The sequence below is a fragment of the Streptomyces sp. NPDC102514 genome, from assembly GCF_055584525.1.
Window position 1 is genome coordinate 294,948 of record NZ_JBVJLW010000007.1, and the last position, 26,770, is coordinate 321,717.

Genomic DNA, 26,770 nt, shown 5'->3' on the forward strand with positions numbered 1-26,770 from the left:
GACGCGGCGGGACGCGGCGGGACGCTCAAGCATGCCAGCGGCCGCCGGACAGGCGGGCGAATGCGTCGGCTAGATCCGGCGGCATGGCCTCACGCACATGCAGCGCCATCACGAGAAACCACCCGTCCCGCCCCCGGAACAACCGCGGCGGCTCCACCGCCCCCGGCCGCAACCGCACATGCGGCCCGTACACCCGCTGGTTGCGCCCCCGGACGTACACCTGCCGGACGCGGACAGCGAGGACGTCGTCCCATGCGTACGCCGCTCGATGCCGCCCCTTCGACACGGTGATCCCCCAGTGGTCGATCCGCAGGGTCATGCGCATCTTCGGCAGCAGGAGCGCGAACACGTTGACGGACAGCGCGAAGCCGGGCCAGAACAGCACGCTGCTCCAGCCCATCGCGTTGTCCCAGTTGCCGGTCGCGGCCATGCGCACCGCCGAGAGCACCATGAACAGGCCGCACAGCGGCCAGTGCCCCAGCGGCAGACGCCGGTCACGGGCGTCGACGACGTACTCGTGGTCGTTGGACACGACGGTGTAGCCCCGCAGTTCGTGCAGCGGCGGCGGACGGTCGAGGAGCCCGGACAGCCGGTCCGGCCGGTGCGGCCGATGCGGCTGGGGACCCGTCACCGTGAACGGCTGCCGCGGACCGGCCCCGGTGGGGGCGGCCGGGGGCCGGGCCGCCGCGGGCACGGCGGCCGGACGCCCCGCCAGGTGTTCCTGCAGTCTGAGGTGCCGGAACCGGTACGTGCCGCCGTACCGCTGGAGCAGTCCCCCGCCGTACGCGTCCCGCAGGAACTCCATGAGGGACCAGGGCACCCGGCCGAGCACGGCCAGCCATGCCTTGGAGACCACCCACAGGCACCAGGGGCTGACGGCGACCAGGACGATCACCGCGCCCGTCATGCCCTTGGCGAAGGCGACCCAGAAGTCGACCGTGCCGTGCCCGGTCAGCAGACTGTGCGCCCCGGTGCCCAGGCCGATCAGCGGGGCGACCACGCCGAGGGTGAGCAGGCCCGCGCGGCGCTCGTCCGCCAGGAGTTCGTCCGGGGTCGCCGCGTCGACCGTGTCGGCGGGCGCGGCGATGACGAGCATCACGAGCGCGGGGAGGACGAAGCCGAGGACGGCCTGAGCCGTGAACGCCTCGCTGTGGTACATCCCCTGTGCCGTGAGCAGGAAGAACGCGGCGGGCACCACGAGGATGGCGAGCGAGGTCAGGGCGCGGCGCACGGAGGCCGCCCGGGTCGCGGAGCGCAGTGCGGCACCGGCCTTGAAGGGGTTGGCCCTGCGACGGGGTTCCCAGAAGCGGTCGCCGTACCACTGGAGCGTGGTCAGCTGGATGCCGGTGGCCATGACGGCGGCGCCGAACAGGTAGTTGCGGTCGAACATCTCGATGTTCAGCTGGGGCGAGTCGCTGTAGGTGTCCTCCACGCGCGTCACCACGGCCATCATCGACTCGGCGAGCACGATGCACAGGGCCACCAGGGTCGGTATCGCGAGCAGCCGTGCCGCCCTGGCCCGGTTCAGCCGCCACCAGGCGAACTCTCCGGTGCGGTGGCGTTCCAGTTCGCGGGCGAGGAACGCGAGCCAGCCCCGGGCGCGGGCGGGGTTCCACTGCCCCGGTGCGTGCAGCCGCTCGCTGTCGTGGGCGCGGGGTGCGAAGGCGGCCGGGACCACCGTGTCCATCAGATGGCTCTCGACGGCCTCCCTGGTGGGCAGCCGGGCGCGGTCGGCGAGGCGGCCCGGGTCGGTGTGGGCCGGCCGGTGGGCGCGTCGGGCGAGCCAGATCATCAGCGGGGTGGAGAGGGCCCGGCCGAGGGGTCCTTCGGGGTGCTCGGCGAGTTCGTCGAGGACCGGGCCCCACTGTTCGTGCCGTTCCTGGTCGGCCGTGCGCAGCAGATGGACCGCGGCGTCGCGCGGGCCCACCGGCAGGGCCTCGATGTCCGAGGCGCCCACGGCCCTGACGTCGAGTGTCCGGTACTCCTGGGTCCGGGAGGCCAGGACGAAGCCCAACTCCCGGGGTGCGGAGTTCAGTTCGCGGACCACGGCGGCCCTTCGGTGGTCGGGCAGTTCGTCGAGGCCGTCGAGTACGGGCAGGACGCGCCCGTCGCGTACGAGGCGGCGGGCGGGATGCGCGCCGGCCACCCGGGGCAGTCCGGGGTGGTCCTCGGTGAGCCGGGCGACCAGCCAGTCGCGCAGCCCCACGCTCTCGGCGTCCCACGACTCCAGGGAGAGGAGGAGCGGGACGGGTACGCCCCGGTCGCCGGGTATGCGGCGGGTCACATCGCCCAGATGGCGTGCGGCGAGCAGGACGACGGTCATGGCGAGCAGGGTCGACTTGCCGGAGCCGGGGCCGCCGAGCACGAGGAGGCGTCGTGCGTCCAGGCCGAGCAGGGTGTCCGCGATGTCACCGAGCCGGTCGCTGCGCGCGGGCCGTGGCGCGGTGACGTCCGCGGCCGGGACTGTGCTGCCTGCCGTTGCCGTTCCGCCGGCCGGCGCTGTGCCGCCGGCCGGCGCTGTGCTGCCGGTGGGGGCCGTGGTTCCCCACCGGGCGAGCCAGCGCACGGCGAGGGGGCCCTCGATGTCGCCGAGTTCCCAGGCGGCCACCTCGGCCGACCACTGGGCGCGTAAGGACCGGGCGAGTTCCTCGGCCGCGGTGTCGACGGGTTCCCGCGGAGGCGGCAGGTTGACGACGAGGTCGCCCTGGATCCAGCCCGCCTGGACGAGGTATTCGATCGTGCTGTCGCGCACGATGTTGCGTACCTCGGACGGTGGTCTCCAGTCGTCCCGCCCGCCCCGTAGCGTTTCCATGAGCAGATTGTCACCGTGTGCATGCTGCCCGTCACGCGAACTCACAGCATCGGCACACCTGTTGGCTCGTTCACACCTGCGATGCCCTGATGCTGTCGGCGTTCCTGGTGTTCTCGGCGTTCTCGACGGCCTGGATGTCCTCGGGGCTGTGCAGTTCCGCCCTGCGGAGGACGAGTTGGCGTCCCAGCAGGAGGGTGGCGCGGGAGGCGGGGACCGGGTCGGGCAGGGTCGTCAGGTCGGTGAGGTGGGCGAAGCCGATGACGCGGCGGACGATCTCGGTGCCCGCGAAGCCGACCGCGTCGGTCCAGACGCGGCGCAGGAAGCGGTCGAGGTAGGCGTCGTCGAAGAAGGTGTCGACGCGGGTCGGCCACAGGCGGCGGAACTCGGACTCGAACCCCTCCCAGGAGAGGCGGAGTTGGGCCGCGTGGTCGGTGACCGTGCCGAGGGCCCGCGCCCGGGCCGTGGCGACGAGGACGTTGGCCCAGTACAGGCCGATGTCGTAGCCGATCGGGCCGACGAAGGAGAACTCGGGGTCGAAGACCCGGATCACGGGGGCGGCGTCGCGTTCGCCGACCATGACGCTGCCGGTGTGCAGGTCGCCGTGGAGGAGGGCCTGCGCGGACGTCATGAAGGTGTGGCGCAGGTCGGCGACCTCGGTGCGCAGCCGGGTGTCGGCGCGGAACCCGGCCGCCAGGTCGTCGAGTTCGGGAAGCCAGTGGTTGTGCTCGTGCTCGATGTACGGCTCGGAGAGGACGACGTCCTCGGTGATCTTGCACAGTTCGGGGCTGACGGAGGCGGCGATCAGAGCCTTGCGTTCGGCGGACGGCATCCCGAAGTCACTGGTGGCGAAGGTGAGTTGGGCGACGAACTCGCCGATCCTGCGTGAGGTGTCCGGGCCGTAGGAGGCACCCTCGTTGAGGACCGTGCGCAGGACCTCCAGGTCGGACATGTCCTCCATGACGAGGGCGTGGTGGCCCGGGTCGTAGCCGTGGATCGCGGGGATCTTGTCCGGAGCGACCCTGGCGACCTGCTCGTAGGCGCGGGCCTCGGCGTCGGCGCGCTCGGGGCTCATCGGCCAGGAGGGGCCCGCGACCCGGACCCAGGGCAGGGCCTGCTTGACGGCGAGGCCCCGGGTGCCCGCGCCGTTCGAGGCGAGGAACACACGGTTCATGTTGCCGTCGGAGACCTCGCGGACGTGGATGTCGGCCAGGTCGTCCCAGTGGCCGCGCTCGCGCAGGTACGCGGGCACGTCCTCGGTCTCCAGGATGCGGTAGCCCATGTGAACGGTGAACTCCCTTATGCGGTGCGGCGCTTGGACAGGGTGAAGCTGAAGATCAGGGCGAGGATGAGGACCGCGCCCTCGACGACGTCCTGCGTGTAGTACGGCAGGCCCTTGATGGTCAGGCCGGTCGTGATGATGCCGATCAGGACGGCGCCCAGCGCGGTGCCCCAGACGTTCGGGCGGCCCCGGCCGAGGACGGAGGTGCCGACCAGGGCGACCGCCACCGCCTCCAGGAGCTGGGAGGTGCCGGCCGAGACGTCTCCCTGGCCGATACGGGAGGCCAGGATGAGGCCGCCGATCGAAGCGAGGACGCCGGACAGGACGTACGCCAGGGCCCGGTAGGCGCCGACGCGGATGCCGGCCAGCCGGGAGGCCTCCGGGTTCGCGCCGATCGCGTACAGGACGCGGCCCCAGCGGGTGCGGGCGAGGAACACCCAGGCCACGACCGTGAGCGCGCCGAAGAGCAGTACGGAGACGGGGATGCCGAGGACCGTGCCGCGGTCGATGCGCAGGAAGCCCTCGGTGAACTTCCCCGGCGCGGTGGAGCCGTCGGACTGGGTCATGCCGGGGGTGATGGACTGGCCGTCGACCAGGACGAGTTTGGTGCCCTGGATCACGAACATCGTGCCGAGCGTGGCCAGCATGTCGGGGATCTTGAGGACCACGATCAGCAGGGCGTTGAGGAGCCCGGCCAGCGCGCCCGCCGCGATCACGGCGAGGATCGCCACGAGACCGACCTGGTTGTACGAGACCATCGTCTTGGCGGCGACCGTCACGCCGAGCCCCGCGACCGCGCCGACGGACATGTCGATGCCGCCCACCGCCATCGTGAGGGTGACGCCCAGGCCGAGGATCGCGGCGACGGACACGTACCGGAGGGTGTCCAGGAGCGTCGCGGAGTCGCGGAAGGACGGCTCGCTGAGCGCGAAGTACGCGAAGAGCGTGACGGTGACGAAGATGAAGCCGTACTTGATGACGGCGCTCTGGACCCGCAGGGCCGGGGAGGTCGCGGGCGGCGGGGCCGCCTTGGTCGGCACCTCGGTGCTCTGGGTGGTGGTCATGGCGTGCTTCCCCGAACTTCCCGGTGTGACTTCGTGCGTGGCTTCGTGCGTGGCTTCGTGCGTGACTTCGTGCGTCGCTTCGTGTGCGGCTTCGTGTGTGGCTTCGCGGTGGCCGGCATCAGACGGACGCCGAGATGGTCCGGATGACGCGGTCGCGCTCCGCGTCCTCGCCGTACGCGTCGAGGTGGATCTCTCCCGCGGCGAGGACGACGACCCGGTCGGCGACCTCCAGGACCTCGTCCACGTCGGCGGACAGGACGAGGACCGCGGCGCCTTCGGCGGCCAGAGCGCGGGCACGGCGGCCGATGTCACGGCGGGCGCCGATGTCCACGCCTCGGAACGGCTCGTCCAAAATAAGGACACGGGGTTCCTCGGCGAGCCAGCGGCCGACGACGATCTTCTGCTGGTTGCCGCCGGACAGCTCCTCGACCGTGCTGTGCTCGTCGCGGGCGACGACGCCGAGCTGTTCGATGGTGTCGCGGCCCAGGGCGTTCTCCCTGCGCCGGTTCACGAGCCCGGCCGTGGAGAGGGAGCGCAGGAACGGCAGGGAGACGTTCTGGGCCAGGGACCAGCCGGGGACCAGGGCGTCGGCGTGCCGGTCCTCGGGGACGAGGTGCACACCCCGGCGGATCGCGTCGGCGGGGCGGCGGGGTGCGTACGGCTTGCCGTCGAGTTCGACGGTTCCGCTCGGGAACGGCTCGGCGCCGAAGAGGCCGCGGGCCAGTTCGGTCTTGCCCGCGCCCAGCAGCCCGACCACGCCGGTGACTTCGCCCGCCCGGAGGTCGAGGTCCTGGGGGGTCCGGCCGGGGAGCAGCGGTACGCCCTTGAGTGAGACGGCGATCTCACCGGAGCCGGTGCCTGTGCCGGAACCAGACCCGGTGCTCGCATCGGTGCCCGGGGCCTGCTTGGCGTCCGACGGGCGGGCCGTCCGGGCGCCCTGGGCCTGGGCGAGCATCGCGCGCAGGGCGCGGTCCCAGTCGAAGGGCTTGGCCTGGTCCTCGGTGAGACGGCCGTCCCGCAGGACGACCAGCCGGTCGGCGAGTGCGTCGATCTCGCCGAGGCGGTGGGAGACGTACAGGACGGCGATGCCGTCGTCCCGCATCCGCTCGACGAGCGCGAACAGGCGCTCGGCCTCGGCGGCGGAGAGCGCGGAGGTCGGTTCGTCGAGGACGAGGAGGCGGGGGCTGGTCGCGAGGGCGCGGGCCAGGATGAGCAGCTGCCGGTCGGAGATGCCGAGTTCGGTGACGTCCCGCTTGAGGATCTGGTCGCTCCAGCCGAGGTCGAGCGCCGACTGGATCTCCCGGGCGCGGGTCAGCAGCCTGCGTCCGTCGAGGAACGGGTTGCCGCGCCGCTGGGCCAGTTCCTCGAAGACGAGGTTCTCGGCGACGGTGAGGCCGGGGACGATCCCCTCGCCGATGCGCTGGTGCACGGTCTGGATGCCCAGCTGGCGGGCGGCGAGCGGGGACTGGAGCGCGGCGGGTCCGCCGTTCACCTCGACCTGGCCGCTGTGGTCGGTGTGCACCCCGGACAGGATCTTGATCAGGGTGGACTTGCCCGCGCCGTTGGCGCCGAGCAGCGCGACGACGCTGCCGGGCGCGATGTCCAGCGAGACGGACTCCAGGACCGTCTTCCCGCCGAAGGCCATGCCGACGCCGCGCAGACTGACCGCGGCGGACGGGTCGGCGGGCCGGTCGCCGGGCTGATCAGCGGCCTGGTCAGTGGGCGACATTGGGGATCCAGTCGGCCGTGCTGACCTTGGCGAGGTTCAGCGCGGGCAGTGCCTCGCGCAGCTGGTCCATGTTCGCGATGTTCTTGCTCTTCAGGAAGTCCTGGGTGATCGCGACGGCCGGGAACTCGACCGAGGTCCTGTTCAGCTGTCCGGCCAGTTCCAGGGCCGCGGTCCGCACGACGGCGGCGCCGACCGCCGAGGGGTCCGTGCCCGCGGTGGCCACCCAGGGGCTGTCCTTCGCGGTCATGTTCTGGATGTCGGCGTTGGAGACGTCCGCGCCGAAGACCTTCACCTTGTCCTGGAGCTTCTTGTTGTTGACGGCGAGGACGGTGCCCTTGGCGAGTTCGTCGTAGGGGGCGAAGACGCCCGCCACGTCCGAGTGCTGGGTGAGCGCGGCACTGACCAGGGGCACGTTGTCGGTGGCCGTGGAGTCGGTGACCTTGCCGACCTTGAACGTCTGCTTCCAGCCGTTGGCGTCGGCCGTCTTCTTCCAGACGCTGTCGCGCTTGTCGAGCGCCGCGTACCCGGCGACGTTGACGTAGCCGACCTTGGCGTCCTTGCCGAGTTCGCCGGCCATCACGTCGAGGACGGCCTGGGCCATGCTGGCGTCGTCCTGCTTGGTGCTGACGACCGACTTGTTCGTGGTCTCCACGTCGTAGACGACGACCTTGATGCCCTTCTTCACCGCCTTGTCGATCTCCGGCTGGATCGTGGCGGGGAAGCCGTGGTCGACGATGATCGTCTTCGCCCCGGAGTTGATGGCCGAGGAGAGGTCGGTGGCCTGCTTGGCGTTGTCCGCCTGGGCGTCGTACACCGTCAGGTCGATACCGAGGGCCTTCGCCTGGGCCTTCGCCCCGTTGCCCCACTGCTCGAAGTAGTCACCGGCGCCGCTCTGCCGGACCAGCGCGACCTTGACCTTGCCCTCGCTGAACGGCGCGGGCTTCTTTCCGGTGGCGGTGGCGGCGGGCGCGGCGCTGTCGGCGGTCTTCTCCGAGGCGTCCGACGACTGCGAGCAGCCGGCGAGGAGGAGCGCGGAGGCGGAGGCCAGCGAGAGCGCGGCGAACGGCAGACGGGTTCGGGGCAGACGGGTACGAGTACCGGGCATGACGGCTCCAGGAGCGGTGCGGGGAGGGGGAGAAGAGGGCGTGCGGAGTGCGGGGGTGCCGGTCCGGAGCGCCGGGCGGGGGCCGATTCGGGCCATGGCCGCGGGCGGGTCAGCGACAGCGGGCTGTGGTCGACCGGAGCAAGTCCACGTACAGCCGCCGCACGAGCAGCAGCGTCTTCATACGCAGATCATGAGAACGTTTCCAGCCAGCCGTCAAAGTATTGGGACGGGATTCTCAGTTGTTGAGACAACAACTTCGTCACACTCGGCCGACCGCCGGTCGGGAGTTACGATCTCGGGACCGGCACCCGACCCGGGACAGTGAGGTCTCCGATGGCGACACCAGGCGCGACAGCGACACACCGCTGTACCGGCGCGGCGTGTCGCGGCTGATCACGGGTCCGGACCCCGACGTCGAGATCCCTGTTCGAGCCGCTGCCCGCCGCGCGGCCCGAGCCGCCCGCGATCGGACCGGTCCGACGGCCTGTCCAGTATCCGGACGGGCGTCCACCGCCTTCCGCCGTCCCTTCCCACCCCTGGAGTTGTTCCCATGACCCTGCTGACCACGTGGCCCGAGTCCGGACCCGAGACGACCGTGCGCCGCACCTCCGAGCCCGCCGAGATCGCCGCCGCGCTCGCTCCGCTCGGGGTGCGCTACGAGCAGTGGCCGGTCCGCGAGGACGTTCCCGCGGACGCCGACACCGAGACCGTCTTCGCCGCGTACGGCCGGGAGATCGACAAGCTGAACGCCGAGGAGGGCTTCACCACGGTCGACGTCCTCGGGCTGCACCCGAGCGACGACCCGGAGTTCCCGGCGAAGGCGAAGGCCGCGCGGGAGAAGTTCCTCCAGGAGCACACGCACGACGACGATGACGAGGTCCGGTTCTTCGTCGCGGGCTCCGGGATCTTCTACCTGCACGTGAACGGCGAGGTGCACGCCGTGTTCTGCGAGAAGGGCGACCTGCTGGGCGTCCCGCGCGGCACGACGCACTGGTTCGACATGGGGACCTCGCCGGCGTTCACCGCGATCCGGTTCTTCCACGAGGAGGACGGCTGGATCGGCAGCTTCACCGGTTCCACCATCGCCGGCCGCTTCCCCGACTACGACACCATCGCGGCGGGGTACGAGCAGGACCGGGCCGCGGCGTGAGCCTGCGGCCGGCGTTCGACGTGGACGCCGTGGTCCTCGACATCGAGGGCACCACGAGCGCCACGGGCTTCGTCGTCGACGTCCTCTATCCCTACTCGCGCTCCCGGTTCGGGGCGCTGCTGGCGGAGCGGGGCGGTGATCCGGAGGTACGGCGGGCGGTCGCGCAGGTGCGTGAACTGCTCGGCGAGCCGGACGCCGACTCCGTACGGGTCGAGAAGGCGTTGAACGAGTGGCTCGACGGGGATGTGAAGGCGACCCCGCTGAAAACCCTTCAGGGCCTCATCTGGTCCGAGGGGTTCGCCCGGGGCGACCTGGTCTCGCACTTCTACGACGACGTGGTGCCGGTGCTGCGGCGGTGGCACTCCGCCGGCGTACGGCTGCACGTGTACTCGTCCGGGTCCGTGGCCGCGCAGCGCGCGTGGTTCGCGAGCAGCCCCGACGGTGACCTGCTGCCGCTCGTCGACGGGCTGTACGACACGGAGAACGCGGGGCCGAAGCAGGAACCGGAGTCGTACCGGCGGATCGCCGCGGCGATCGGTACGGAGGCCGGGCGCCTCCTCTTCCTCTCCGACCGGCCCGGTGAGCTGGACGCGGCCCGTGCGGCGGGGTGGCACGCCGTGGGGGTCAGGCGGGCCGGGGAGCCGTACTACGAGCAGGGCGTCGGGGATCACGCGCAGGCGGGTTCGTTCGACGAGATCGAGATCATCGGCGGCGGCACCAACAGCGGTACCGGTACCAGTACTTCAAGGAGCAGCACGTGAGCACGGACGTCAGCACGCGCGAACTGGAGGAGGCCGGGGCCGTCCTCGCGGCCGAGTCCGCCCGCTTCGCGTCCTTCGGCTGGATGCGCGGCACCTCCGGCAACCTGTCCGTGGTGCTCTCCCGCGATCCGCTGCGGCTCGCGGTCACGGCCAGCGGTCACGACAAGGGTGAACTGACGCCGGCGGATGTCGTGCTGGTCGACGGGCAGGGGTCCGCGGTGCGCGGCGGCAAGCCGTCCGCGGAGGCGGCGTTGCATGCGCGGGTGGCCGCGCTGACCGGTGCGGGTGCGGTCGTGCACGTGCACACGGTGGCTTCCGTCGCGCTGGGGCGGCGGTCGCCCGGCGGGATCGTGCTGTCCGATCTGGAGATGCTGAAGGGGGTGGGGGTGCCGGCCCATGGTGTGGAGGTGACGCTTCCCGTCATCGCCAACAGCCAGGACATGGGGGTGCTCGGGGATCGGCTGGAGGCCGCGCGGGATTCTCGGATGCCGGCGGTTGTCGTGGCGGGCCACGGTCTGTATGTCTGGGGAGACTCGCCTCGGCAGGCCCGCCACCACACGGAGGTGGTGGAGTGGCTGCTGGAACTGGAACTTACGGGTACGGGGCGCTGACGGGGGTTGACCGCCTGCGGGCCGGTGGGGGCCGGTCGCGCAGTTCCCCGCGCCCCTTCACCACGAAGGTCGTTCGTCGGCTGCGGGTGCGTCAGCCTGCGGCGCTGGTTGTTGGTTTGCTGCGGGTGTGTGGGGGCTGAGCGCGCCGTTCCCCGCGCCCCTTAAGGGCAAAAGCTGGGGCGCAGCCCCGCTTTTGAGGGGCGCGGGGAACTGCGCGGTCAGCCCCCACCGGGCCGCAGGTGATCCCCCGGCAGCTCCCCCGCCGACACCTCCAGTACGCCCCGTTCCGTCACCATGGCCGTTATCAGGCGGCCAGGGGTGACGTCGAAGGCCGGGTTGTGGCCTCGGGAGGACGTCGGGGCTGTTCGGACGCCCGACCATTCCAGGACCTCGGACTCGTCCCGTAGTTCGATGTGGATGTCGGCACCCGTGGCCGTCGCCACATCGACCGTCGTCGTGGGCGCGGCCACCAGGAACGGCACCCCCGCGTCGGCGCACGCCAGTGCGACCCCCACCGTGCCGACCTTGTTCGCCGTGTCCCCGTTCGCCGCGATCCGGTCGGCCCCGACGATCGCGGCGTCCACCTCGCCGCGGAGGATCGTGCCGGCCGCCGCCCCGTCCGCCTGGACGAAGTGCGGGATGCCCTCCTGCACCAGTTCCCAGGCGGTGAGCCGCGAGCCCTGGAGCAGGGGGCGCGTCTCGTCGGCGTACACCACCTCAAGCAGCCCCCGGGCGTGCAGTTCGCGGATGACGCCGAGCGCCGTGCCCCACCCGGCCGTGGCGAGCGCCCCGGTGTTGCAGTGGGTCAGCACGCGCAGTGGCCGGTCCACGCCGACGCGCTTCAGCAGCCAGTCCGCCCCGAACGCGCCCATCGCCCGGTTCGCCGCGACGTCCTCGCGCTGGACGGCCGCCGCTTCCGCGAGCACCGCGTCGAGGCCGTCGTCGAAGCGGGTCAGTACCCGGTCGACGCACACCATGAGGTTGACCGCGGTGGGCCGTGCCTCCCGGATGCGCGCGACGGCGGCGAGGACCTGCTCGCGCGACCATCCCTCGCGCTCCCCCTGGAGCATCGCGAGCGCCACCCCGTACGCCCCGGCCGCCCCGATCGCGGGCGCCCCGCGGACGACGAGCCGCCGGATCGCGTCCACCAGGCCGTCCACGTCACGGATGTGACGGGTCTCGGTGCGCTGCGGGAGGACGGTCTGGTCGATGAGCGCGAGGCTGTTTCCGGTCCAGTCGACAGCACGCAGTTCCTGGGGCATAGCGGGGCACTCCTGAAGTTCCGAAGATGCGCGACACCGTACATGACCTCGAAGAACCACAGTTCGAGACAGTTGCGCGGGTGTCCGGAAACCGGTGTTACAGTCCAGCACCCGCAGCCCTGAGGGCCGATGTGTTGGAGGACGTGTGCTGCTGACGATGCGCCGCTTCCTCGACCACGGCCGCTGTGCAAGCGACGGCTGTCGACGCTGACCGCCGAGACAACGGCTCCCGTTCCGGTGTCCCCCGTGCCACCCCTGGTTCCACCTCACCTCTCAGCGTTTGTGCTTGAGCGCGCACCGCCGCACGCACCTTCATGGAAGGCCGGTCCCATGCCCCGTACCCGTACCCGTAGACCCCGCTCGCTGCGCCTCGCCGCCGTCGCCACCGGCAGTGTGCTGCTGGCCGTCGCCGCGACCGGCTGCAACGCGGCCGCGAAGGACGACAGTTCCTCGGCCGGCGCCAAGGGCGACGGCACGTCCTTCACGCTGGTGACGCCGGACTCGGTGGGTCAGAACCAGTTCCTGAAGCTGGCGGTCGACGGGGTGAAGGCGGCGGCCAAGGCGCACGACGGGACGCAGAAGGTCTACCAGTCCACCGACAGCGCCTCGCAGCAGCAGAACGTGCAGGCCGCGGTCGACGCCGCGCCCGACGTCGTCGTGCTGGTCGGTTTCGAGTTCGCCGACGTGGTCGCGCAGCAGGCCGAGGCGCACCCGAAGCAGCAGTTCCTGATGGTCGACGCCTGCACCGAGAAGACGTTCGAGAACGTGAGCTGTGCCGTCTTCCGTGAGCACGAGGGCGTCTATCTGGCGGGCGCCGAGGCCGGGCTGCTCAGCGAGAACGGCAAGGTCGGCGCGGTCGTCGTGCTCGACACCGGACAGTTCCGGCGCTACAGCGACCCGTTCGCGGCCGGTGCGAAGAAGGTCACGCCGAAGGCGTCCGCGAGCACCCGCTTCGTCGGCGGGCAGTCGCCGTTCGACGACTCGGCGCGCGCCAAGGAGCAGGCGAACTCGCTGCTCGCGAAGGGCACCGACCAGATCATGGCGGCGGCAGCGGCCGGCAACTACGGCGTCTTCGAGGCGGCCGAGGCGAAGAAGGCGTACGCGTACGGCGTGGACGTCAACCAGTGCGGCGCCGCTCCCGGCACCGTCGTCGACAACGTGATCAAGAAGACCGATGTCGCCGTGCAGGAGGGCATCGAGCAGGTTCTGGCCGGCAAGGCGGGCAAGACCGTCTCGTACGGCCTCAAGGAGGGCGGCATCAGCCTGACCGGCCTTGAGGACGGTGTGGATTCGTCGAAGTGCGTGATCGCCGACCACAAGGACGTGCTGAAGAAGGTCGAGGCGCTGCGCGACCAGATCGTGTCCGGAGAGCTGACGGTCGATGACCCGGCCGCCAAGTGACATACCGGCGGCGGGCGACGGCGCTGCGCCGTCGCCCGCCGCCGGGCTGCCGCCCGCCGTCGAACTGCGCGGCATCACCAAGCGTTTCCCCGGCACCCTCGCCAACGACGCGGTCGATCTGACGGTCCGGCGCGGTGAGATCCACGCGCTGATGGGCGAGAACGGCGCGGGCAAGTCGACGCTGATGTCCGTCCTGTACGGGATGGAGCGGCCGGACGCGGGCTCGATCCGTATCGACGGCGTCGAGGTGTCCTTCGGGAGCCCGGGTGCCGCGATGGCCGCCGGGCTCGGCATGGTCCATCAGAGTTTCAAGCTGTTCGACTCGCTGACGGTCGCCGAGAACGTCGTCTACCGGGCCGAGCCCCGCCGCTTCGGTCTGGTGGACCGGGCCGCGGCCCGTCGCCGGGTCCGTGAACTGGGCGCCGAGCACGGTCTCGTCGTCGATCCGGACGCCCGGGTCGGGGACCTGCCGGTGGGGCTGCGCCAGCGCGTGGAGATCCTGAAGCTGCTGCACCGCGGCGCCCGTACGCTCATCCTCGACGAGCCGACGGCGGTGCTGACGCCCGCCGAGGCCGACGCCCTGTTCGTGGTGCTCAGGTCGCTGACGGCACGCGGCCGGACGGTGATCCTTGTCACCCACAAGCTGCGTGAGGTGCTGGAGGGCAGCGACAACGTCACGGTGCTGCGGGACGGCCGGGTCGTCGCCCGGCTGCGTACGGCCGACACGAGCGGCGCCGGGATCGCGGCGGCGATGACCGGCCGCGATGTCGAGCTGGACCGCGTCCACCCGGCGGGTACGCCCGGTGACGTGGTGCTGGCCGTCGAGGGTCTGCGCACGGCGGGCGTGCACGATGTCGGGCTGTCCGTGCGGGCCGGGGAGATCGTCGGTATCGCGGGGGTCGCGGGCAACGGGCAGAGCGAGCTGGTCGAGGCGCTCGCCGGGCTGCGGCCCGCCACCGCCGGGCGGGTCGGGCTGCGCGGTGAGGACATCACGCATGCCTCGGCCACCGAGCGGCGTGCGAAGGGCCTCGCCTACGTTCCGGAGGACCGGCACGCGGTCGGCACCGCGCCCGCGGCGTCCGTCGCGGACAACCTCGCCATGGGCCACCACCGCACCTCGCTGTCCTCGCGGCACGGTCTGCTGCCGCCCTCGGCGGTACGCTCCCACGCGCGCGAACTCGTCGACCGCTTCGGCATCAAGGCGTCGACACCCGACGTGCCGGCCTCCGCCTTGTCCGGCGGCAACCTGCAGAAGCTGCTGATCGGCCGCGAACTGGCCCACGGCGCACCGCTGTTGCTGGTCGAGCAGCCCACGCGCGGTGTGGACATCGGGGCGATCCAGGCCATCCACGACGAGCTGATCGCCTACCGCGACGCGGGCCACGCCGTCCTCCTCGTCTCCGCCGAACTGAGCGAGATCCGCGGCCTCGCCGACCGGATCCTGGTGATGTACGAGGGCCGGGTGACGGCCTCCTACGACAGGTCGGACGCGGACGAGGCGACGCTGGGCCTCGCCATGGCGGGCGGCAGGTCCGAACCGCCGACCACGGAAGCCGCCGCACCGGACACCTCCGCCTCCACAGACACCCCCGCGCCGGACGGAGACTGACATGGCCCTGCCTCTGGACGCGGCCCGCATCAAGGCGGCACTGCGCTCCCCCGTCACGTTCTCGGTCGTCGCCGGGCTCGTCATCGGTGCCCTGTTCCTGGTGGGCACCGGCGCCGATCCGTTCGCCGCGTACGGGGCGGTCGTCACCGGTTCCCTCGGGGCCGACGGGATCGGGTCGACGCTGACGACCGGCACGAGTGTGCTGGGCATGGCCCTCGCGCTGGCGATCCCGCTGCGCGCCGGGCTCATCAACCTGGGCGGGGACGGACAGATGGTGCTCGGCGGTGTGGCCGCCGCCGTCACCGGTCTGTACTCGCCGCTGCCGGCGCCGCTCACCGTCGTCCTGGCGCTGCTCGCCGGGGTCCTGGCGGGCGCCGCGTACGCGGCGCTGGCCGCGCTGTGCGAGAACCGGTTCGGGGTGCCGCTGCTGGTCAGCAGCCTGCTGCTGAGCTACCCGGCGATCTCCCTCGCCTCCTATCTGGTGCGCTATCCGCTGAAGGAGCCGGGCTCCAGCCTGCCCCAGACGCGGCGGCTCCCGGAGGGCGTGGCGCTGCCCGCCTTCGGCACGTCGACCGTGACGGCCGGACTGGTGCTGGTCGTGCTGGCGGCGGGCGCGTACTGGTTCGCGGACCGGCGCACGGCCGTCGGCTACGAGATCCGGATGACCGGCCTCAACGCGCGCTTCGCCGCGTACGCGGGCGTGGAACGCAAGGGGCTCACGCTCCGGCTGGTGGCGACCTCGGGCGCGCTGGCCGGGCTGGTCGGCTCGATCGGTGTGCTGAGCTTCCCCTACCGCTTCCTCGACGGATCGCTGACCGCACCCGGCTACACCTGGACGGGCCTGACCGCGGCGCTGCTCGCGGCGGCGGCCCCGCTGGGCACGGTGCTGGCGGCGTTCTTCTTCGCCGTCCTCCAGGTCGGCGGGCTGTCCATGGAGCGCACGACCGAGGTGCCGCGCGAGCTGACGCAGGTGCTCCAGGCCATCGTCATCGTGTTCCTCGCGGCGCGGCTGCGCTTCCCGCGGCTGCGGCGCCGAAAGCCCGGGGAGCCCGCCGCGCACGAGCCCGACGGCCCGGCGCCCACCGTCAAGGAACCCGCGTCCCAGGGGGAGTTCGCCTGATGTTCTTCGACTCCGATCTCCTCATGTCGGCGCTGCGCGCGCTGACGCCGATCCTGCTGGCCGCGCTCGGCGGCGCCCTGTGCGAGCGGGCGGGCGTCTTCAACATCGGCCTTGAGGGCATGATGCTGATGGGCTGCTTCACGGCCGTCACCACCAGCTGGTTCACCGGCAGCCCCTGGCTCGGTGTGCTGGCCGCCGCGCTGGCCTCCGCCGCGTACTCGCTGATCCTCGCCGTCGGCGCCGTCACCCTGCGCGGTGACGCGGTCGTGCTCGGCATCGCGATGAACCTCCTGGCCGTGGGCCTGACCGGTTTCCTGCTGCGTACGATCTTCGGCGTGCAGGGCACTTTCGACGATCCGTCACTGGCCGGGCTGCCGCTGATCAGCGGTTTCTCGCCGCTCGCGTATCTGGCGTGGGCGGCGGTCGGCGTGACCGCGCTGCTGCTGTCCCGCCATGTGTGGGGGCTGCGGCTGCGCGGGGTCGGCGAGGCACCCCGGGCCGCCGCCACGCTCGGGGTGAGCCCGACGCGCTACAAGTACGCGGCCGTGCTGGTGTCCGGTGTGCTGTGCGGACTGGCCGGGGCGCAACTCGCCCTGGGCAACGTCACGTTGTTCTCCGAGAACATGACGGCGGGCCGTGGCTGGATCGCGGTCGTGGCCGTCATGCTCGGACGGGCCCTGCCGCTCGGGGTGCTGCTCGCCGCGCTGCTCTTCGGTCTCGCCGAGGCCGCGGGCTTCCGGCTGCAGGGTCTCGGCATGCCGCAGCAGGCCACCGACGCCGCCCCGTACGTCGTCACGCTCGTCGCCCTCTTCCTCAGCACGGCGCAGCGCCGCCGCCGCAACGCCCGTACCCGCATGACCACGAGTACGACTGGAGTCACCTCATGACACAGGAACAGGCCCCGCAGGACCTGGCCCCCATCACCCGCATACCCCGCACCGGGCTGCCCGCGCGGGCCGTCGTCGTCGGCGATCCCGCGCGCGCCGCGATCGTCGCCGCACTGCTCGACGGCGCCGAGGAGGTCTCGTACCACCGCGAATACCGTGCCTTCAGGGGGACTTGGAAGGGCGTGCCGGTCGTCGTCGCCTCCCACGGGGTGGGTGCGCCGGGTGCGATCCTGCTCTTCCAGGAGCTGGCGGACGCGGGCGTGTCCACCTTCGTGCGGTTCGGTACGGCGGGTGCGATGCGGCCCGGGATCCAGGACGGCGACCTGGTCATCGCGGAGGCGGCGGTACGCGACGACGGGGTGACCCAGCAGTTGCTGCCGCCCGAGTATCCGGCGGTGGCCACCCCGGAGGCGGTGCTCGCGCTCCAGCTGGCGGCACGTGAGCAGGGCGCTCCGCACCACCGCGGCCTGGTGTGGACGCGGGCCGCGTTCCAGCCGGGGCTGATACCCCTGTTCTCGTACGAAGGGGCGGGGCTCGCCGCCATCGAGATGGAGCTGTCCGCGCTGTACGTGACGGCCTCCCTGCGCGGGCTGACCGCGGGCGGGGTGCTCGTGATCGACGGCGCGAACGCGGACGAGCTGGTCGACGAGGCCGGTACCGGCGGCTACAACCCGCACCGCGACATCGTCGCGACGGGTGTGGAGCGCGGCTCGGTGGTCGCGCTGGAGGCCCTGCGTCTGCTGGCCGAGGCGGAGGAGCGCGCGCTGTGAGCGTCCCCTCCCCACGCCCCGCGGCGGGCGCCGGCACCGCGGACCTGCTGGTGCACGGCGGTGACGTCCTGACCGTCGACGAGGCGGGCACGATCGTGCCCGACGGAGCCGTGGCCGTCCGCGACGGCGAGATCGTCGAGGTGGGCCCGGCCTGGGAACTGCGCGCCCGGTACGCCGGCGCCGAGGCCCTCGACGCGAGCGGCTGTCTCGTGCTCCCCGGTCTGGTCAACGCGCACACCCATCTGGCGATGACGCTGCTGCGCGGTCGCGCCGACGACGTGACGCTCCAGGGGTTCCTGGAGCGGGTGATCCGCTGGGAGAGCGAACTGCTGTCGCCGGAGAACGTCGCGACGGCGATCCGGGTCGCGATCGCGGAGAGCGTACGGGCCGGGGTGACCTCGGCGCTCGACATGTACTGGTTCCACGAGGCCGCCGAGCGGGTCGCGCACGAGGCGGGCTGGCGGCTGCACACGGGCCCCACCTTCATGGACGTACCGGACCCGGCCGACGGCATCGCGTACGAGGACCGGCTGGCGTGGGCCCGCCGCGACCTGGCGGGCCGTACGGCGCGGCCCGGTACGCGGCCCGTCCTCTTCGCGCACTCCGCCTACACCCTCTCCCTCGAGCAGCTGACCGAGATCGCGGCGCTGGCACGGGAGTTCGGCGCGCTGCTGCACATCCACGCGGCGGAGAACGCCACCGAGGTCGCCACCGTCGAGGTGCGGTACGGGAAGCGGCCGGTCGAACTGCTCGACTCGCTCGGGCTGCTCGGCCCCGATCTGCTGCTGGCCCACACCGTGGACCTCACCGGAGCCGAGATCGCCGCGCTGGCCCGTACCGGCACGTCGGTCGCGCACTGTCCGGTGTCCAACCTCAAGCTGGGCTGCGGCATCGCCCCAGTGCCGCGGCTGCTGAGCGCGGGCGTGACGGTCGGCCTCGGCACGGACGGCGCGGTCAGCTCCAACACCCTGGACATGCTGCGCTCCCTGGGTCTCGCCGCCCTGGTGCACAAGGCCGGCGGGGACCCCACCGCCGTCGGCGCCGAGCAGGCCGTCCGGATGGCCACGATCGAGGGCGCCCGCGCGCTGGGACTTGACGCCCAGCTGGGTTCGCTGGAGGCCGGCAAGCGCGCCGACCTGATCGTCCTGGACCTGGGCGGCCCGCATCTGGCGCCCCGCCACGACCCCTGGTCGACGCTCGCGTACGCGGCCCGCGCCGAGGACGTACGGGACACGGTCGTCGACGGCCGGGTCCTGATGCGCGGCCGTACGCTCACCACCCTCGACGAGGGCGCGGCGCTCGCGGAGCTGGCGGCTCTCGTGTCACGGTCCGCCCTCGCGTGAGCCGCATAATGAGACATCGGATGTAAGACGGATGCAAGACAGATGTAAGTCATCGGGTGTCCGCGTGACAGCCTGAGGGACGGGGAGGCCTGCCATGGCAGTCACCGACGAGGCGATCGAGAAGATCAAGGGGATGATCGTCTCCGGCGCGCTGCGCCCCGGCGACCGGCTGCCGAAGGAGAGCGAGCTCGCCGCCGACCTGGGCCTGTCCCGCAACTCCCTGCGCGAGGCGGTACGGGCCCTCTCCCTGATCCGCATCCTGGACGTCCGGCAGGGCGACGGCACGTACGTCACGAGCCTGGACCCGCAGCTCCTGCTGGAGGCGCTGAGTTTCGTCGTGGACTTCCACCGCGACGACACGGTCCTGGAGTTCCTCGCGGTACGCCGCATCCTGGAGCCGGCCGCGACGGCGATGGCGGCGCAGCGGATCAGCGAACAGCAGCTGGACGCGCTGACCGCGCAGTTGGACGCCCTGGGCGCGGGGCCCTCGGTGGAGGAACTGGTCGCCTGCGACCTGGAGTTCCACCGGGGCATCGTGCAGAGCTCGGGCAACTCCGTGCTCTGCTCCCTCCTCGACGGCCTCTCGGGGCCCACCACGCGGGCCAGGATCTGGCGGGGCCTGACCCAGGAGGACGCGGTCAGCCGCACCCTGCACGAACACCGCGCGATCCTCGGCGCCCTGCGCGACCGGGACGCGGAGGCGGCCCGTTCATGGGCGACCGTGCACATCGCGAGCGTGGAGCAGTGGCTGCGCTCGACGCTGTGAGGGATGCCGGCACGATCACGGCAGCTCGGACGACCGCGGGGTGTTCGGAGGCGCCGAACGGGGCAGTGATCCGGCACTCCCCCATGCGAGGGGGCTGCGGACGCCCTGTGCGCAAGCCGTAAGGTTGGGGCGTACGTGAGGGTACGTCGGAAGGAGGCGCTGAGTGATCGAGCTCGACGGGGTTCCCGAGCTGGTCGACCCGGTCATGGTGGCCGCGTTCGAGGGCTGGAACGACGCCGGCGACGCCGCCTCCACCGCGGTCGCGCATCTGGACAGCGAGTGGAAGGGCGAGGTGTTCGCGGCGCTCGACGCCGAGGACTACTACGACTTCCAGGTCAACCGGCCCACGGTGTGGCTGGACGGCGGAGTACGCAAGATCACGTGGCCGACGACAAGGTTGTCAGTGGTCCGGGTCGGCGGCGACAAACCGCGGGACCTGGTGCTGGTGCGGGGCATCGAACCGTCGATGCGCTGGCGCTCCTTCTGCAACGAGCTGCTGGGCTTCGCCCATGAGCTGGGCGTGGAGCTCGTGGTGATCCTCGGCGCACTGCTGGGTGACACCCCGCACACACGTCCGGTGCCGGTCAGCGGAGTCACCTCCGACCCGGACCTGGCCCGCACGATGGATCTGGAGGAGACCAAGTACGAGGGCCCCACGGGCATCGTCGGCATCCTCCAGGAGGCGTGCACGCACGCGGGCGTACCTGCGGTGTCGCTGTGGGCGGCCGTGCCGCACTACGTCTCGCAGCCCCCGAACCCGAAGGCGACGCTGGCCCTCCTGAACCGCCTGGAGGACCTCATCGACCTGCGGATCCCGCTGGGCGAGCTGCCCGAGGACGCCAGGGCCTGGCAGGTGGGCGTGGACCAGCTGGCCGCGGAGGACAGCGAGGTCGCGGAGTACGTGCAGACGCTGGAGGAGGCCCGGGACACCGCCGAGCTGCCGGAGGCGTCGGGCGAGGCGATCGCCCGCGAGTTCGAGCGCTATCTGCGCAGACGGGACGGGAGCGGGCCGGCCGCGGCGCCGGGCAGCCACGCCACGGAGAGCGGCGACCCCGCCACGTACCTGCGGGACTCTCCGGGCGGCCGTCCGAAGCCGGTACGCCCACAACGGCCGGAGACGACCGAGGGCGCCGCCGGGGACACCGGTGGGACCGCCGGTGCGACGGGTGACGCCGAGGACACCACCGGGAGCCCCACCGGGGACTCGAAGGAGCCGCCGGAGTCCCCGGAATCTCCGGAATCGTCGGAGGACTGACCGAGCGCGGAATCCTCGGAGGACTGACCGAGCGAACGAAAGGGCGGTGTGCCGCGGGCGCACCGCCCTTTCGCACGTCCGGCGTCCGGTGTGCTCGATGCCGTCGGCGGTGAGGTCCGGGCCCTGCTGCCGGCCGCCGCCCGGCGGCACGGTGCCGACCGCTGCCCTGTGGTCAACAGACGCTGTGGCCCCATCACATGACATCCGTCTCCGCAGCCTTTGGCCCGATTGTGACGTGACATCGGTTTCCGGACGAATTGCACACGCTACCCAATTCAACTTGTTGTCAAACGCAGTTGGCGAACTCGGGGGTGGACGACTCGGCCCGGGAGGAGCAGGGTGTGCCCGGAGGACACAACCGGAGGAAACAACACCGAAACAGTTCGCCGACGAACGACAACTGGACAGCGAAACCGACCACTTGAGCACCTGCACGGACCGAAGGGAGCGGCACGCGATGACCGACCAGGTACAGCCGGAGCAGGGCCCGGGAGCGTCCGGACCGGGGCCCGACGGAGCGGGATTCAACTACCGGGGAGCCGAGCAGGAGCTGATCGTCGTCGCTCGGCCCGAGCCCCGACTGCGCGCCGGGGCCCAGGGGGTCCGTTCGGCGGCCGGCGCCGATGTGTCGGCACTCACCATGTTCCTCAGTGACGAACAGCTCGCCCTGGAGCCGCTGTTCGGCAGCGAGGAACGGCTCAGGTCGGCGGTCCAGCCGCCGGCCGACGGCGCCGAGACACTGCCCGACCTCGGACTGTTCTACCGGGTGCGGGGCGGCGAGGAACGGGCCCAGGAACTGCGTTCACGGATCGCCGCACTGCCGGAGATCGCCACGGCGTACGTGAAACCGGCCGCCGTACCGGCGTCCGTGGGGTCCGTCGGCCAGAGCGCCGACGAGTCCAGGCGCCACAAGGAGGGCGCCCCCGTCACACCCGACTTCACCAGCCGCCAGGGCTATCTGCGCCCCGCGCCCGAGGGCGTGGACGCGTACTGGGCCTGGCAGCGGCCCGGCGGGTCCGGCCAGGGCGTCACCGTGATCGACGTGGAGGGGGCCTGGCAGCTGGGCCACGAGGACCTCGCCGCGAAACTGGCGGGGGTTGTCGTAGGCACCCCGATCCAGGATCTTGCCTGGCGCAACCACGGCACCGCCGTGATCGGAGTGATCGGCGGCGACCGCAACGAGTACGGGATCACCGGCATCGCGCCGGACAGCGTGACCGCGGCCGCCTCCTTCCACGGCATCGGCACGGCGGCGGCGATCCACGCGGCGGCCGACCGGCTCGGCCCCGGCGACATCATCCTGATCGAACTGCACCGCCCGGGACCGCGGTTCGACTACCAGCAGCGCGACGACCAGCGCGGCTACACGCCCGTCGAGTGGTGGCCCGACGACTTCGCGGCCATCCGGTACGCGACCGCCCGGGGCATCATCGTGGTGGAGGCCGCGGGCAACGGCGGCGAGTCCCTGGACGACGCGGTGTACGAACGCCGCCCCGACGAATTCCCCGAGTGGTGGCGCAACCCCTTCAACCCGTCCCACCAGTCCTCCGGCGCGATCCTGGTCGGCGCGGGCGCCCCGCCGCCCGGCACCCACGGCCGCGACCACGGCCCGGACCGCTCGCGGCTGGCGTTCTCCAACTACGGGGCGCGCGTGGACGCGCAGGGCTGGGGCCGCGAGGTCACCACCACCGGCGGCTTCTGGGACCGGCCCGGCGATCTGCAGGGCGGCGCCGAGGAGATCGCCTGGTTCACGGACACCTTCTCCGGGACGTCCTCCGCCTCCCCGGTGGTGGTCGGCGCCCTGGCCGCGCTGCAGGGCATGCTCAGGGCGGCCGGCCAGGAGTCGATGACCCCGGAGAAGGCGCGCAAGGTGCTGCGGGCCACCGGTTCCCCGCAGCAGGACGCGCCGGGCCGGCCCGCGTCGCAGCGGATCGGCAGCCGGCCGGACATCAAGGCGGCGGTGGCCCATCTGCTGCCGGGGGCGGTCGGCTCGGGCCAGGCCGAACGGTACTGGGACGAGCTGGTGCCCTACCCGCGTGAACTCCCGCCCAGGCTCCGGCTCTACGTGGCCGGCGGCTGGCGGAGCCTGCACAACCCGTCTCCCGAGATCCGCCAGTCGGTGCAGGCCGCCTTCGCCGGTGGCCGGCCCGACGTACGGGTCTGGTTCTCGGACGACGAGATCGTCGGCCTGGTCGTCACGGGCTGACCCGACCGGCCGGCCGCCGGTCCACATCCGACGACCGGTCGCCACGACCACCCATCACCCAACCACGCTCAACGCCCAACCATCGCCCAACCATTGAGGGAAGGTGGCACCCGCATGAGCACCACCCCGCAGATGAGCCAGCAGGGCCAGCAGGGCCAGCAGGGCCAACAGGGCTTCGGCCAGCAGGGCCAGCAGCAGGGCCCGAGTACGGCTCCCCCGCAGCAGGGTCAGCAGCAGGGCTACAACCAGCAGCAGGGCTTCGGGCAACAGCAGGGCTACGGCCAGCAGCAACAGCCGTTCGGGCAGCAGCAGCAATACGGTCAGCAGCAGCCGTTCGGCCAGCAGGGCATGGGCCAGCAGATTCCCCAGCATCTGCAGCAGCAGCTCCAGCAGATGGGCCAGCAGCAGCCGTTCCAGCAGCTGCTCCAGCAACTCGGCGGGCAGCAGCAGCAACAGCAGGGCCAGCCACTGGTCATGCGCAGCGCCGTCGAGGCCGCCGCGCTGACGAGCGGTGTCGCCGAGCACTTCTGGGACGTCGTCACCCCGCTGCCGGGCCAGCCGTCCATCCTCTACCTGTACATCAACCAGGGCTGGCGTCCGCTGGTCAACCCGAACCAGGTGACGCACGACGAGGTCCAGGAGGCCTTCGCCTTCGGCCAGCAGGTCATCGGGATCTACGACTCCTCGACGAACACCATCCAGGCCGTGATCGTGAACAAGTAGCGGCATGACGAACAGACCACCGCACGCGTGGCGCGCGGTGGAGCGCACAGAGGGCGCCGGACGGGCCACGACCCGTCCGGCGCCCGGCGTCGTGCGTTCTAGAGGGCCACACCCATCAGGGCGTCCACGGCACGGGAGACGACACCGGGGGCGCCCTCGTCCGTACCGCCCCGCTCCTCCTGGAGCGCGGCCCAGCGGTCGACGGCCACGAGGGCCGAGGGCGCGTCCAGGTCGTTCGCGAGGGCCTCGCGGATCTCGTCGACGAGCGCCTCGGCCGACGGTCCGTCGGGCCGCGACACGGCGGCCCGCCAGCGCTCCAGGCGCGCGACGGCGTCCTGGAGCACCTGGTCGGTCCACTCCCAGTCGGCCCGGTAGTGGTGCGAGAGCAGGGCGAGCCGGATGGCCGCCGGATCGACGCCCTCGCGGCGGAGCGTGGACACGAAGACGAGGTTGCCCTTGGACTTGGACATCTTCTGGCCGTCGAGCGCGACCATGCCGGCGTGCACGTACGCCTTGGCCATGGGGAACTCGCCGGTCAGCGCCTGTGCGTGGGAGGCGCCCATCTCGTGGTGCGGGAAGGCGAGGTCGGAGCCGCCGCCCTGGACGTCGAAGCCCATGCCCAGGTGGTCGAGCGCGATCGCGACGCACTCGATGTGCCAGCCGGGCCGTCCCTGGCCGAGCGAGCCGCCGTCCCAGCTGGGCTCGCCCTCGCGGGCCGCCATCCACAGCATCGGGTCGAGCGGGTTCTTCTTGCCCGGACGGTCCGGGTCGCCGCCGCGCTCGGCGGACAGCAGCCGCATGGCCGCCGTGTCGAGGTTGGCCACCCCGCCGAAGTGCGGATCGGCCTCCACGGAGAAGTAGACGTCACCTTCCAGTTCGTAGGCGGCACCGGAGTCCCGCAGCCGTTCGACCAGCGGGACGATCCCGGGTATGGCCTCGACCGCGCCGATGTAGTGCCTCGGGGGCAGCATCCGCAGGGCGGTCATGTCCTCGCGGAAGAGGGTCGTCTCCTGCTCGGCGAGGGAGACCCAGTCGACGTTGTCCCGTGCGGCGCGCTCCAGCAGAGGGTCGTCGACGTCCGTCACGTTCTGGACGTAGTGAACCTGCCGCTTGGTGTCGAGCCACACGCGCTGTACGAGGTCGAACGCGTTGTAGGTCGCCGCGTGACCGATGTGGGTCGCGTCGTACGGAGTGATGCCGCAGACATAGATACGGGCGACGGGACCGGGGTCGAGGGTCACAGGACCACCGGTCGCGGTGTCGTGGATCCTGAGGTCGCGGCCCTTGCCGGGCAGGGCGGGGACCTCGGAAGCGGGCCAGGCATGCATACCTTGAGCCTAACCGGACGGATGTTCCGTATACGAACCGGACCAGGGCAGATGGCCGGACAGGCCTCCTTGCGCGCGGCCCCGAAGTATGCGTCGGGGCTATACGGGTGGCCAAGGGATCGCGGGCCACTCCCCCGAGGGCTCGGGATGCCGCCCGGAGGCGAGCAGACCGGCCACACGGGCGCGTGTGGCGTCCAGTTCCGCCTCGGTGATCAGTTCCCCCAGCCGTACGCCCAGCGGCCCTCCCAGGGCGTCCCTGAGCCGTTCCAGGGCCTCGACGGCCTCGGCGGTGAGCTTCTCTCCCGCCCAGCCCCACAGCAGCGTGCGCAGCTTGTTCTCGGCGTTGAAGGTGACGCCGTGGTCGATTCCGTACAGCCGTCCCCCGGAGGTGGGCAGCAGATGCCCGCCCTTGCGGTCGGCGTTGTTGATCACGGCGTCGAGGACGGCGAGCCGGCGCAGCCGTTCGTCGTCGGCGTGCACGAGCAGGGCGGTGCGCCCCTCGCCGACCTCGGCGAGGCCGATGGCCTTCCAGCCCTCGCCGGGTTCCTCGGCGTCGACGAGCGTGAGCAGCCCGGCGCCTCCGTCGATGACCTGGCGGTCGCCGTCGCCGGTCCCGTCGTCGTGGCCGTCACCCGGTTCGTCGTCCGGCGGCTCGATCCACAGCTGGCACATGCCCCGGCCGTACGGTCCTTCGCGCAGCACGGTGGTCGGGACGAGCCCCCAGCCGGTGGCCTCGGACACCTCGTAGGCAGCGACCTCCCGCTGGGCGAGGGTGCCGTCGGGGAAGTCCCACAGCGGGCGCTCGCCGGCGACCGGCTTGTAGACGCAGGACGCCCGGCGTCCCTCGTACGACACGTCGCACAGCAGTACCGCGTTCGAGGCCTCCCGGATGCGGCCGCGCACGGTCAGCTCGCCCTCGGTGAGCAGCTCGGCCGTGGTCACGCCTCGCGGCGGTATCCGTTCTGGCGCGGACATACGTGTCCTTCCGGGTCGAGCGGGAGACTGCACAGCGGGCAGGGCGGCCGGCCGGCGTTGACGACTTCGAGGGCGCGCTTGGCGAAGGCGCGGGCCTGTGCGCCGGTGAGGCGGACGCGCAGCATCGGCGGCCCGTTCTCCTCGTCCTGGAGAAGCTCCTCCTCGGCGGCGGCCAGGTCCTCCTCGGAGTCGGCGTCCAGCTCCACGAGCGCCTGCGCCTCGACGATCATGCGCTGCTCGTCGCCGTCCCAGGCGAGGGCCATGGTGCCGACCCGGAACTCCTCCTCGACGGGCGATTCGAGCGGGGCGGTGTCGGAGACCGCCGTCGGGGGCAGCACGGGGACGGGGGCGATGCCGCCGGTGCGCCGTACCACCTCGTCGAGAAGCTCGTCCATTCGTTCGGCGAGCGCCGCGACCTGCGTCTTCTCCAGGGCGACGCTGGTCACCCGGGGGCCCGAGGAGGCCTGGAGGAAGAAGGTACGGCGCCCTGGCAGCCCGACCGTACCGGCTACGAAACGGTCAGGCGGGTCGTAGAGGAACACCTGACGGGACACGTCCTGTCTCCATTGGATCGATCGACTGCTTCTGCCGTCACTTGCGTCTGCTGCTGACAA

The 26,770-nt window shown here is 71.9% G+C and carries 22 protein-coding genes; 13 read left to right on the forward strand and 9 right to left on the reverse strand.

Annotation, left to right across the window (positions count from 1 at the left end):
* Positions 1-25: 25 nt before the first annotated feature.
* The 5 genes from ACZ60E_RS20245 to ACZ60E_RS20265 form a co-directional block, all read right to left on the reverse strand.
* A complete protein-coding gene (locus ACZ60E_RS20245; protein WP_469442091.1) occupies positions 26-2,812 on the reverse strand; it encodes an NACHT domain-containing protein in 2,787 nt (928 codons plus the stop codon).
* 70 nt (positions 2,813-2,882) lie between these two features.
* Positions 2,883-4,091: an S-methyl-5-thioribose kinase gene (mtnK, locus tag ACZ60E_RS20250; protein ID WP_469442093.1), complete on the reverse strand. Its 1,209-nt coding sequence runs from the start codon at positions 4,089-4,091 to the stop codon at positions 2,883-2,885.
* Positions 4,092-4,108: 17 nt separating this feature from the next.
* A complete protein-coding gene (locus ACZ60E_RS20255) occupies positions 4,109-5,155 on the reverse strand; it encodes an ABC transporter permease (protein ID WP_469442095.1) in 1,047 nt (348 codons plus the stop codon).
* Between the two features lie 118 nt (positions 5,156-5,273).
* On the reverse strand, positions 5,274-6,884 hold the full coding sequence (locus ACZ60E_RS20260; RefSeq protein ID WP_469442096.1) for a sugar ABC transporter ATP-binding protein: 1,611 nt from the start codon (positions 6,882-6,884) through the stop codon (positions 5,274-5,276).
* The gene (locus tag ACZ60E_RS20265) at positions 6,871-7,989 is read right to left on the reverse strand and encodes a substrate-binding domain-containing protein (protein WP_469442097.1); all 1,119 of its coding nucleotides are present in this window, start codon (positions 7,987-7,989) and stop codon (positions 6,871-6,873) included. The genes ACZ60E_RS20260 and ACZ60E_RS20265 overlap by 14 nt, the downstream gene beginning before the upstream one ends.
* Positions 7,990-8,539: 550 nt before the next feature.
* Here ACZ60E_RS20265 and ACZ60E_RS20270 point away from each other — a divergent pair.
* The 3 genes from ACZ60E_RS20270 to mtnB are packed head-to-tail and all read left to right on the forward strand — an operon-like array spanning position 8,540 to position 10,511.
* Positions 8,540-9,139: a 1,2-dihydroxy-3-keto-5-methylthiopentene dioxygenase gene (locus ACZ60E_RS20270; protein WP_107021041.1), complete on the forward strand. Its 600-nt coding sequence runs from the start codon at positions 8,540-8,542 to the stop codon at positions 9,137-9,139.
* 2 nt (positions 9,140-9,141) lie between these two features.
* Complete coding sequence (gene mtnC / locus ACZ60E_RS20275; RefSeq protein ID WP_469442281.1) at positions 9,142-9,900, forward strand: acireductone synthase; 759 nt, start codon at positions 9,142-9,144, stop codon at positions 9,898-9,900.
* Entirely contained in the window at positions 9,897-10,511 is a 615-nt protein-coding gene (mtnB, locus tag ACZ60E_RS20280; RefSeq protein WP_453791905.1) for a methylthioribulose 1-phosphate dehydratase, read from the forward strand. Before mtnC ends, mtnB begins: the two co-directional genes overlap by 4 nt.
* Positions 10,512-10,729: 218 nt before the next feature.
* Here mtnB and mtnA read toward each other — a convergent pair whose 3' ends face one another.
* Positions 10,730-11,773 carry an S-methyl-5-thioribose-1-phosphate isomerase gene (gene mtnA / locus ACZ60E_RS20285; protein WP_469442099.1) on the reverse strand — a complete coding sequence of 348 codons (1,044 nt, stop codon included), beginning with the start codon at positions 11,771-11,773 and terminating at the stop codon, positions 10,730-10,732.
* A 330-nt stretch (positions 11,774-12,103) separates the two neighbouring features.
* Here mtnA and ACZ60E_RS20290 point away from each other — a divergent pair, with 330 nt between their 5' ends.
* The 10 genes from ACZ60E_RS20290 to ACZ60E_RS20335 all read left to right on the forward strand — a co-directional run bounded on the left by ACZ60E_RS20290 (position 12,104) and on the right by ACZ60E_RS20335 (position 23,853).
* Positions 12,104-13,174 (forward strand): BMP family ABC transporter substrate-binding protein, encoded by a 1,071-nt coding sequence (locus ACZ60E_RS20290; RefSeq protein ID WP_469442101.1) that lies wholly within the window; start codon positions 12,104-12,106, stop codon positions 13,172-13,174.
* Positions 13,155-14,783 (forward strand): ABC transporter ATP-binding protein, encoded by a 1,629-nt coding sequence (locus ACZ60E_RS20295; protein ID WP_469442103.1) that lies wholly within the window; start codon positions 13,155-13,157, stop codon positions 14,781-14,783. The genes ACZ60E_RS20290 and ACZ60E_RS20295 overlap by 20 nt, the downstream gene beginning before the upstream one ends.
* Position 14,784: 1 nt before the next feature.
* Positions 14,785-15,903 carry an ABC transporter permease gene (locus tag ACZ60E_RS20300; RefSeq protein WP_384809432.1) on the forward strand — a complete coding sequence of 373 codons (1,119 nt, stop codon included), beginning with the start codon at positions 14,785-14,787 and terminating at the stop codon, positions 15,901-15,903.
* Positions 15,903-16,790, forward strand: a complete 888-nt coding sequence (locus tag ACZ60E_RS20305) for an ABC transporter permease (protein ID WP_469442104.1) — start codon at positions 15,903-15,905, stop codon at positions 16,788-16,790. The genes ACZ60E_RS20300 and ACZ60E_RS20305 overlap by 1 nt, the downstream gene beginning before the upstream one ends.
* Entirely contained in the window at positions 16,787-17,560 is a 774-nt protein-coding gene (locus ACZ60E_RS20310) for a nucleoside phosphorylase (protein ID WP_384809436.1), read from the forward strand. Before ACZ60E_RS20305 ends, ACZ60E_RS20310 begins: the two co-directional genes overlap by 4 nt.
* Positions 17,557-18,903 (forward strand): amidohydrolase, encoded by a 1,347-nt coding sequence (locus ACZ60E_RS20315; RefSeq protein ID WP_469442105.1) that lies wholly within the window; start codon positions 17,557-17,559, stop codon positions 18,901-18,903. The genes ACZ60E_RS20310 and ACZ60E_RS20315 overlap by 4 nt, the downstream gene beginning before the upstream one ends.
* A 94-nt stretch (positions 18,904-18,997) precedes the next feature.
* Positions 18,998-19,669, forward strand: a complete 672-nt coding sequence (locus ACZ60E_RS20320) for a FadR/GntR family transcriptional regulator (RefSeq protein WP_384809440.1) — start codon at positions 18,998-19,000, stop codon at positions 19,667-19,669.
* A gap of 163 nt (positions 19,670-19,832) precedes the next feature.
* A complete protein-coding gene (locus ACZ60E_RS20325) occupies positions 19,833-20,924 on the forward strand; it encodes a PAC2 family protein (protein WP_469442106.1) in 1,092 nt (363 codons plus the stop codon).
* Positions 20,925-21,381: 457 nt separating this feature from the next.
* Positions 21,382-23,130 (forward strand): S8 family peptidase, encoded by a 1,749-nt coding sequence (locus tag ACZ60E_RS20330; protein WP_384809444.1) that lies wholly within the window; start codon positions 21,382-21,384, stop codon positions 23,128-23,130.
* 114 nt (positions 23,131-23,244) lie between these two features.
* Positions 23,245-23,853, forward strand: coding sequence for a hypothetical protein (locus tag ACZ60E_RS20335; protein WP_469442108.1), 609 nt, complete (start codon positions 23,245-23,247; stop codon positions 23,851-23,853).
* A gap of 98 nt (positions 23,854-23,951) precedes the next feature.
* Here ACZ60E_RS20335 and mshC read toward each other — a convergent pair whose 3' ends face one another.
* The 3 genes from mshC to ACZ60E_RS20350 all read right to left on the reverse strand — a co-directional run bounded on the left by mshC (position 23,952) and on the right by ACZ60E_RS20350 (position 26,710).
* Entirely contained in the window at positions 23,952-25,181 is a 1,230-nt protein-coding gene (gene mshC / locus ACZ60E_RS20340; RefSeq protein ID WP_384809448.1) for a cysteine--1-D-myo-inosityl 2-amino-2-deoxy-alpha-D-glucopyranoside ligase, read from the reverse strand.
* Positions 25,182-25,280: 99 nt separating this feature from the next.
* Positions 25,281-26,156: an SCO1664 family protein gene (locus ACZ60E_RS20345; protein WP_469442109.1), complete on the reverse strand. Its 876-nt coding sequence runs from the start codon at positions 26,154-26,156 to the stop codon at positions 25,281-25,283.
* A complete protein-coding gene (locus ACZ60E_RS20350) occupies positions 26,120-26,710 on the reverse strand; it encodes a DUF3090 domain-containing protein (RefSeq protein WP_107021056.1) in 591 nt (196 codons plus the stop codon). Before ACZ60E_RS20350 ends, ACZ60E_RS20345 begins: the two co-directional genes overlap by 37 nt.
* Between the last annotated feature and the right edge of the window lie 60 nt (positions 26,711-26,770).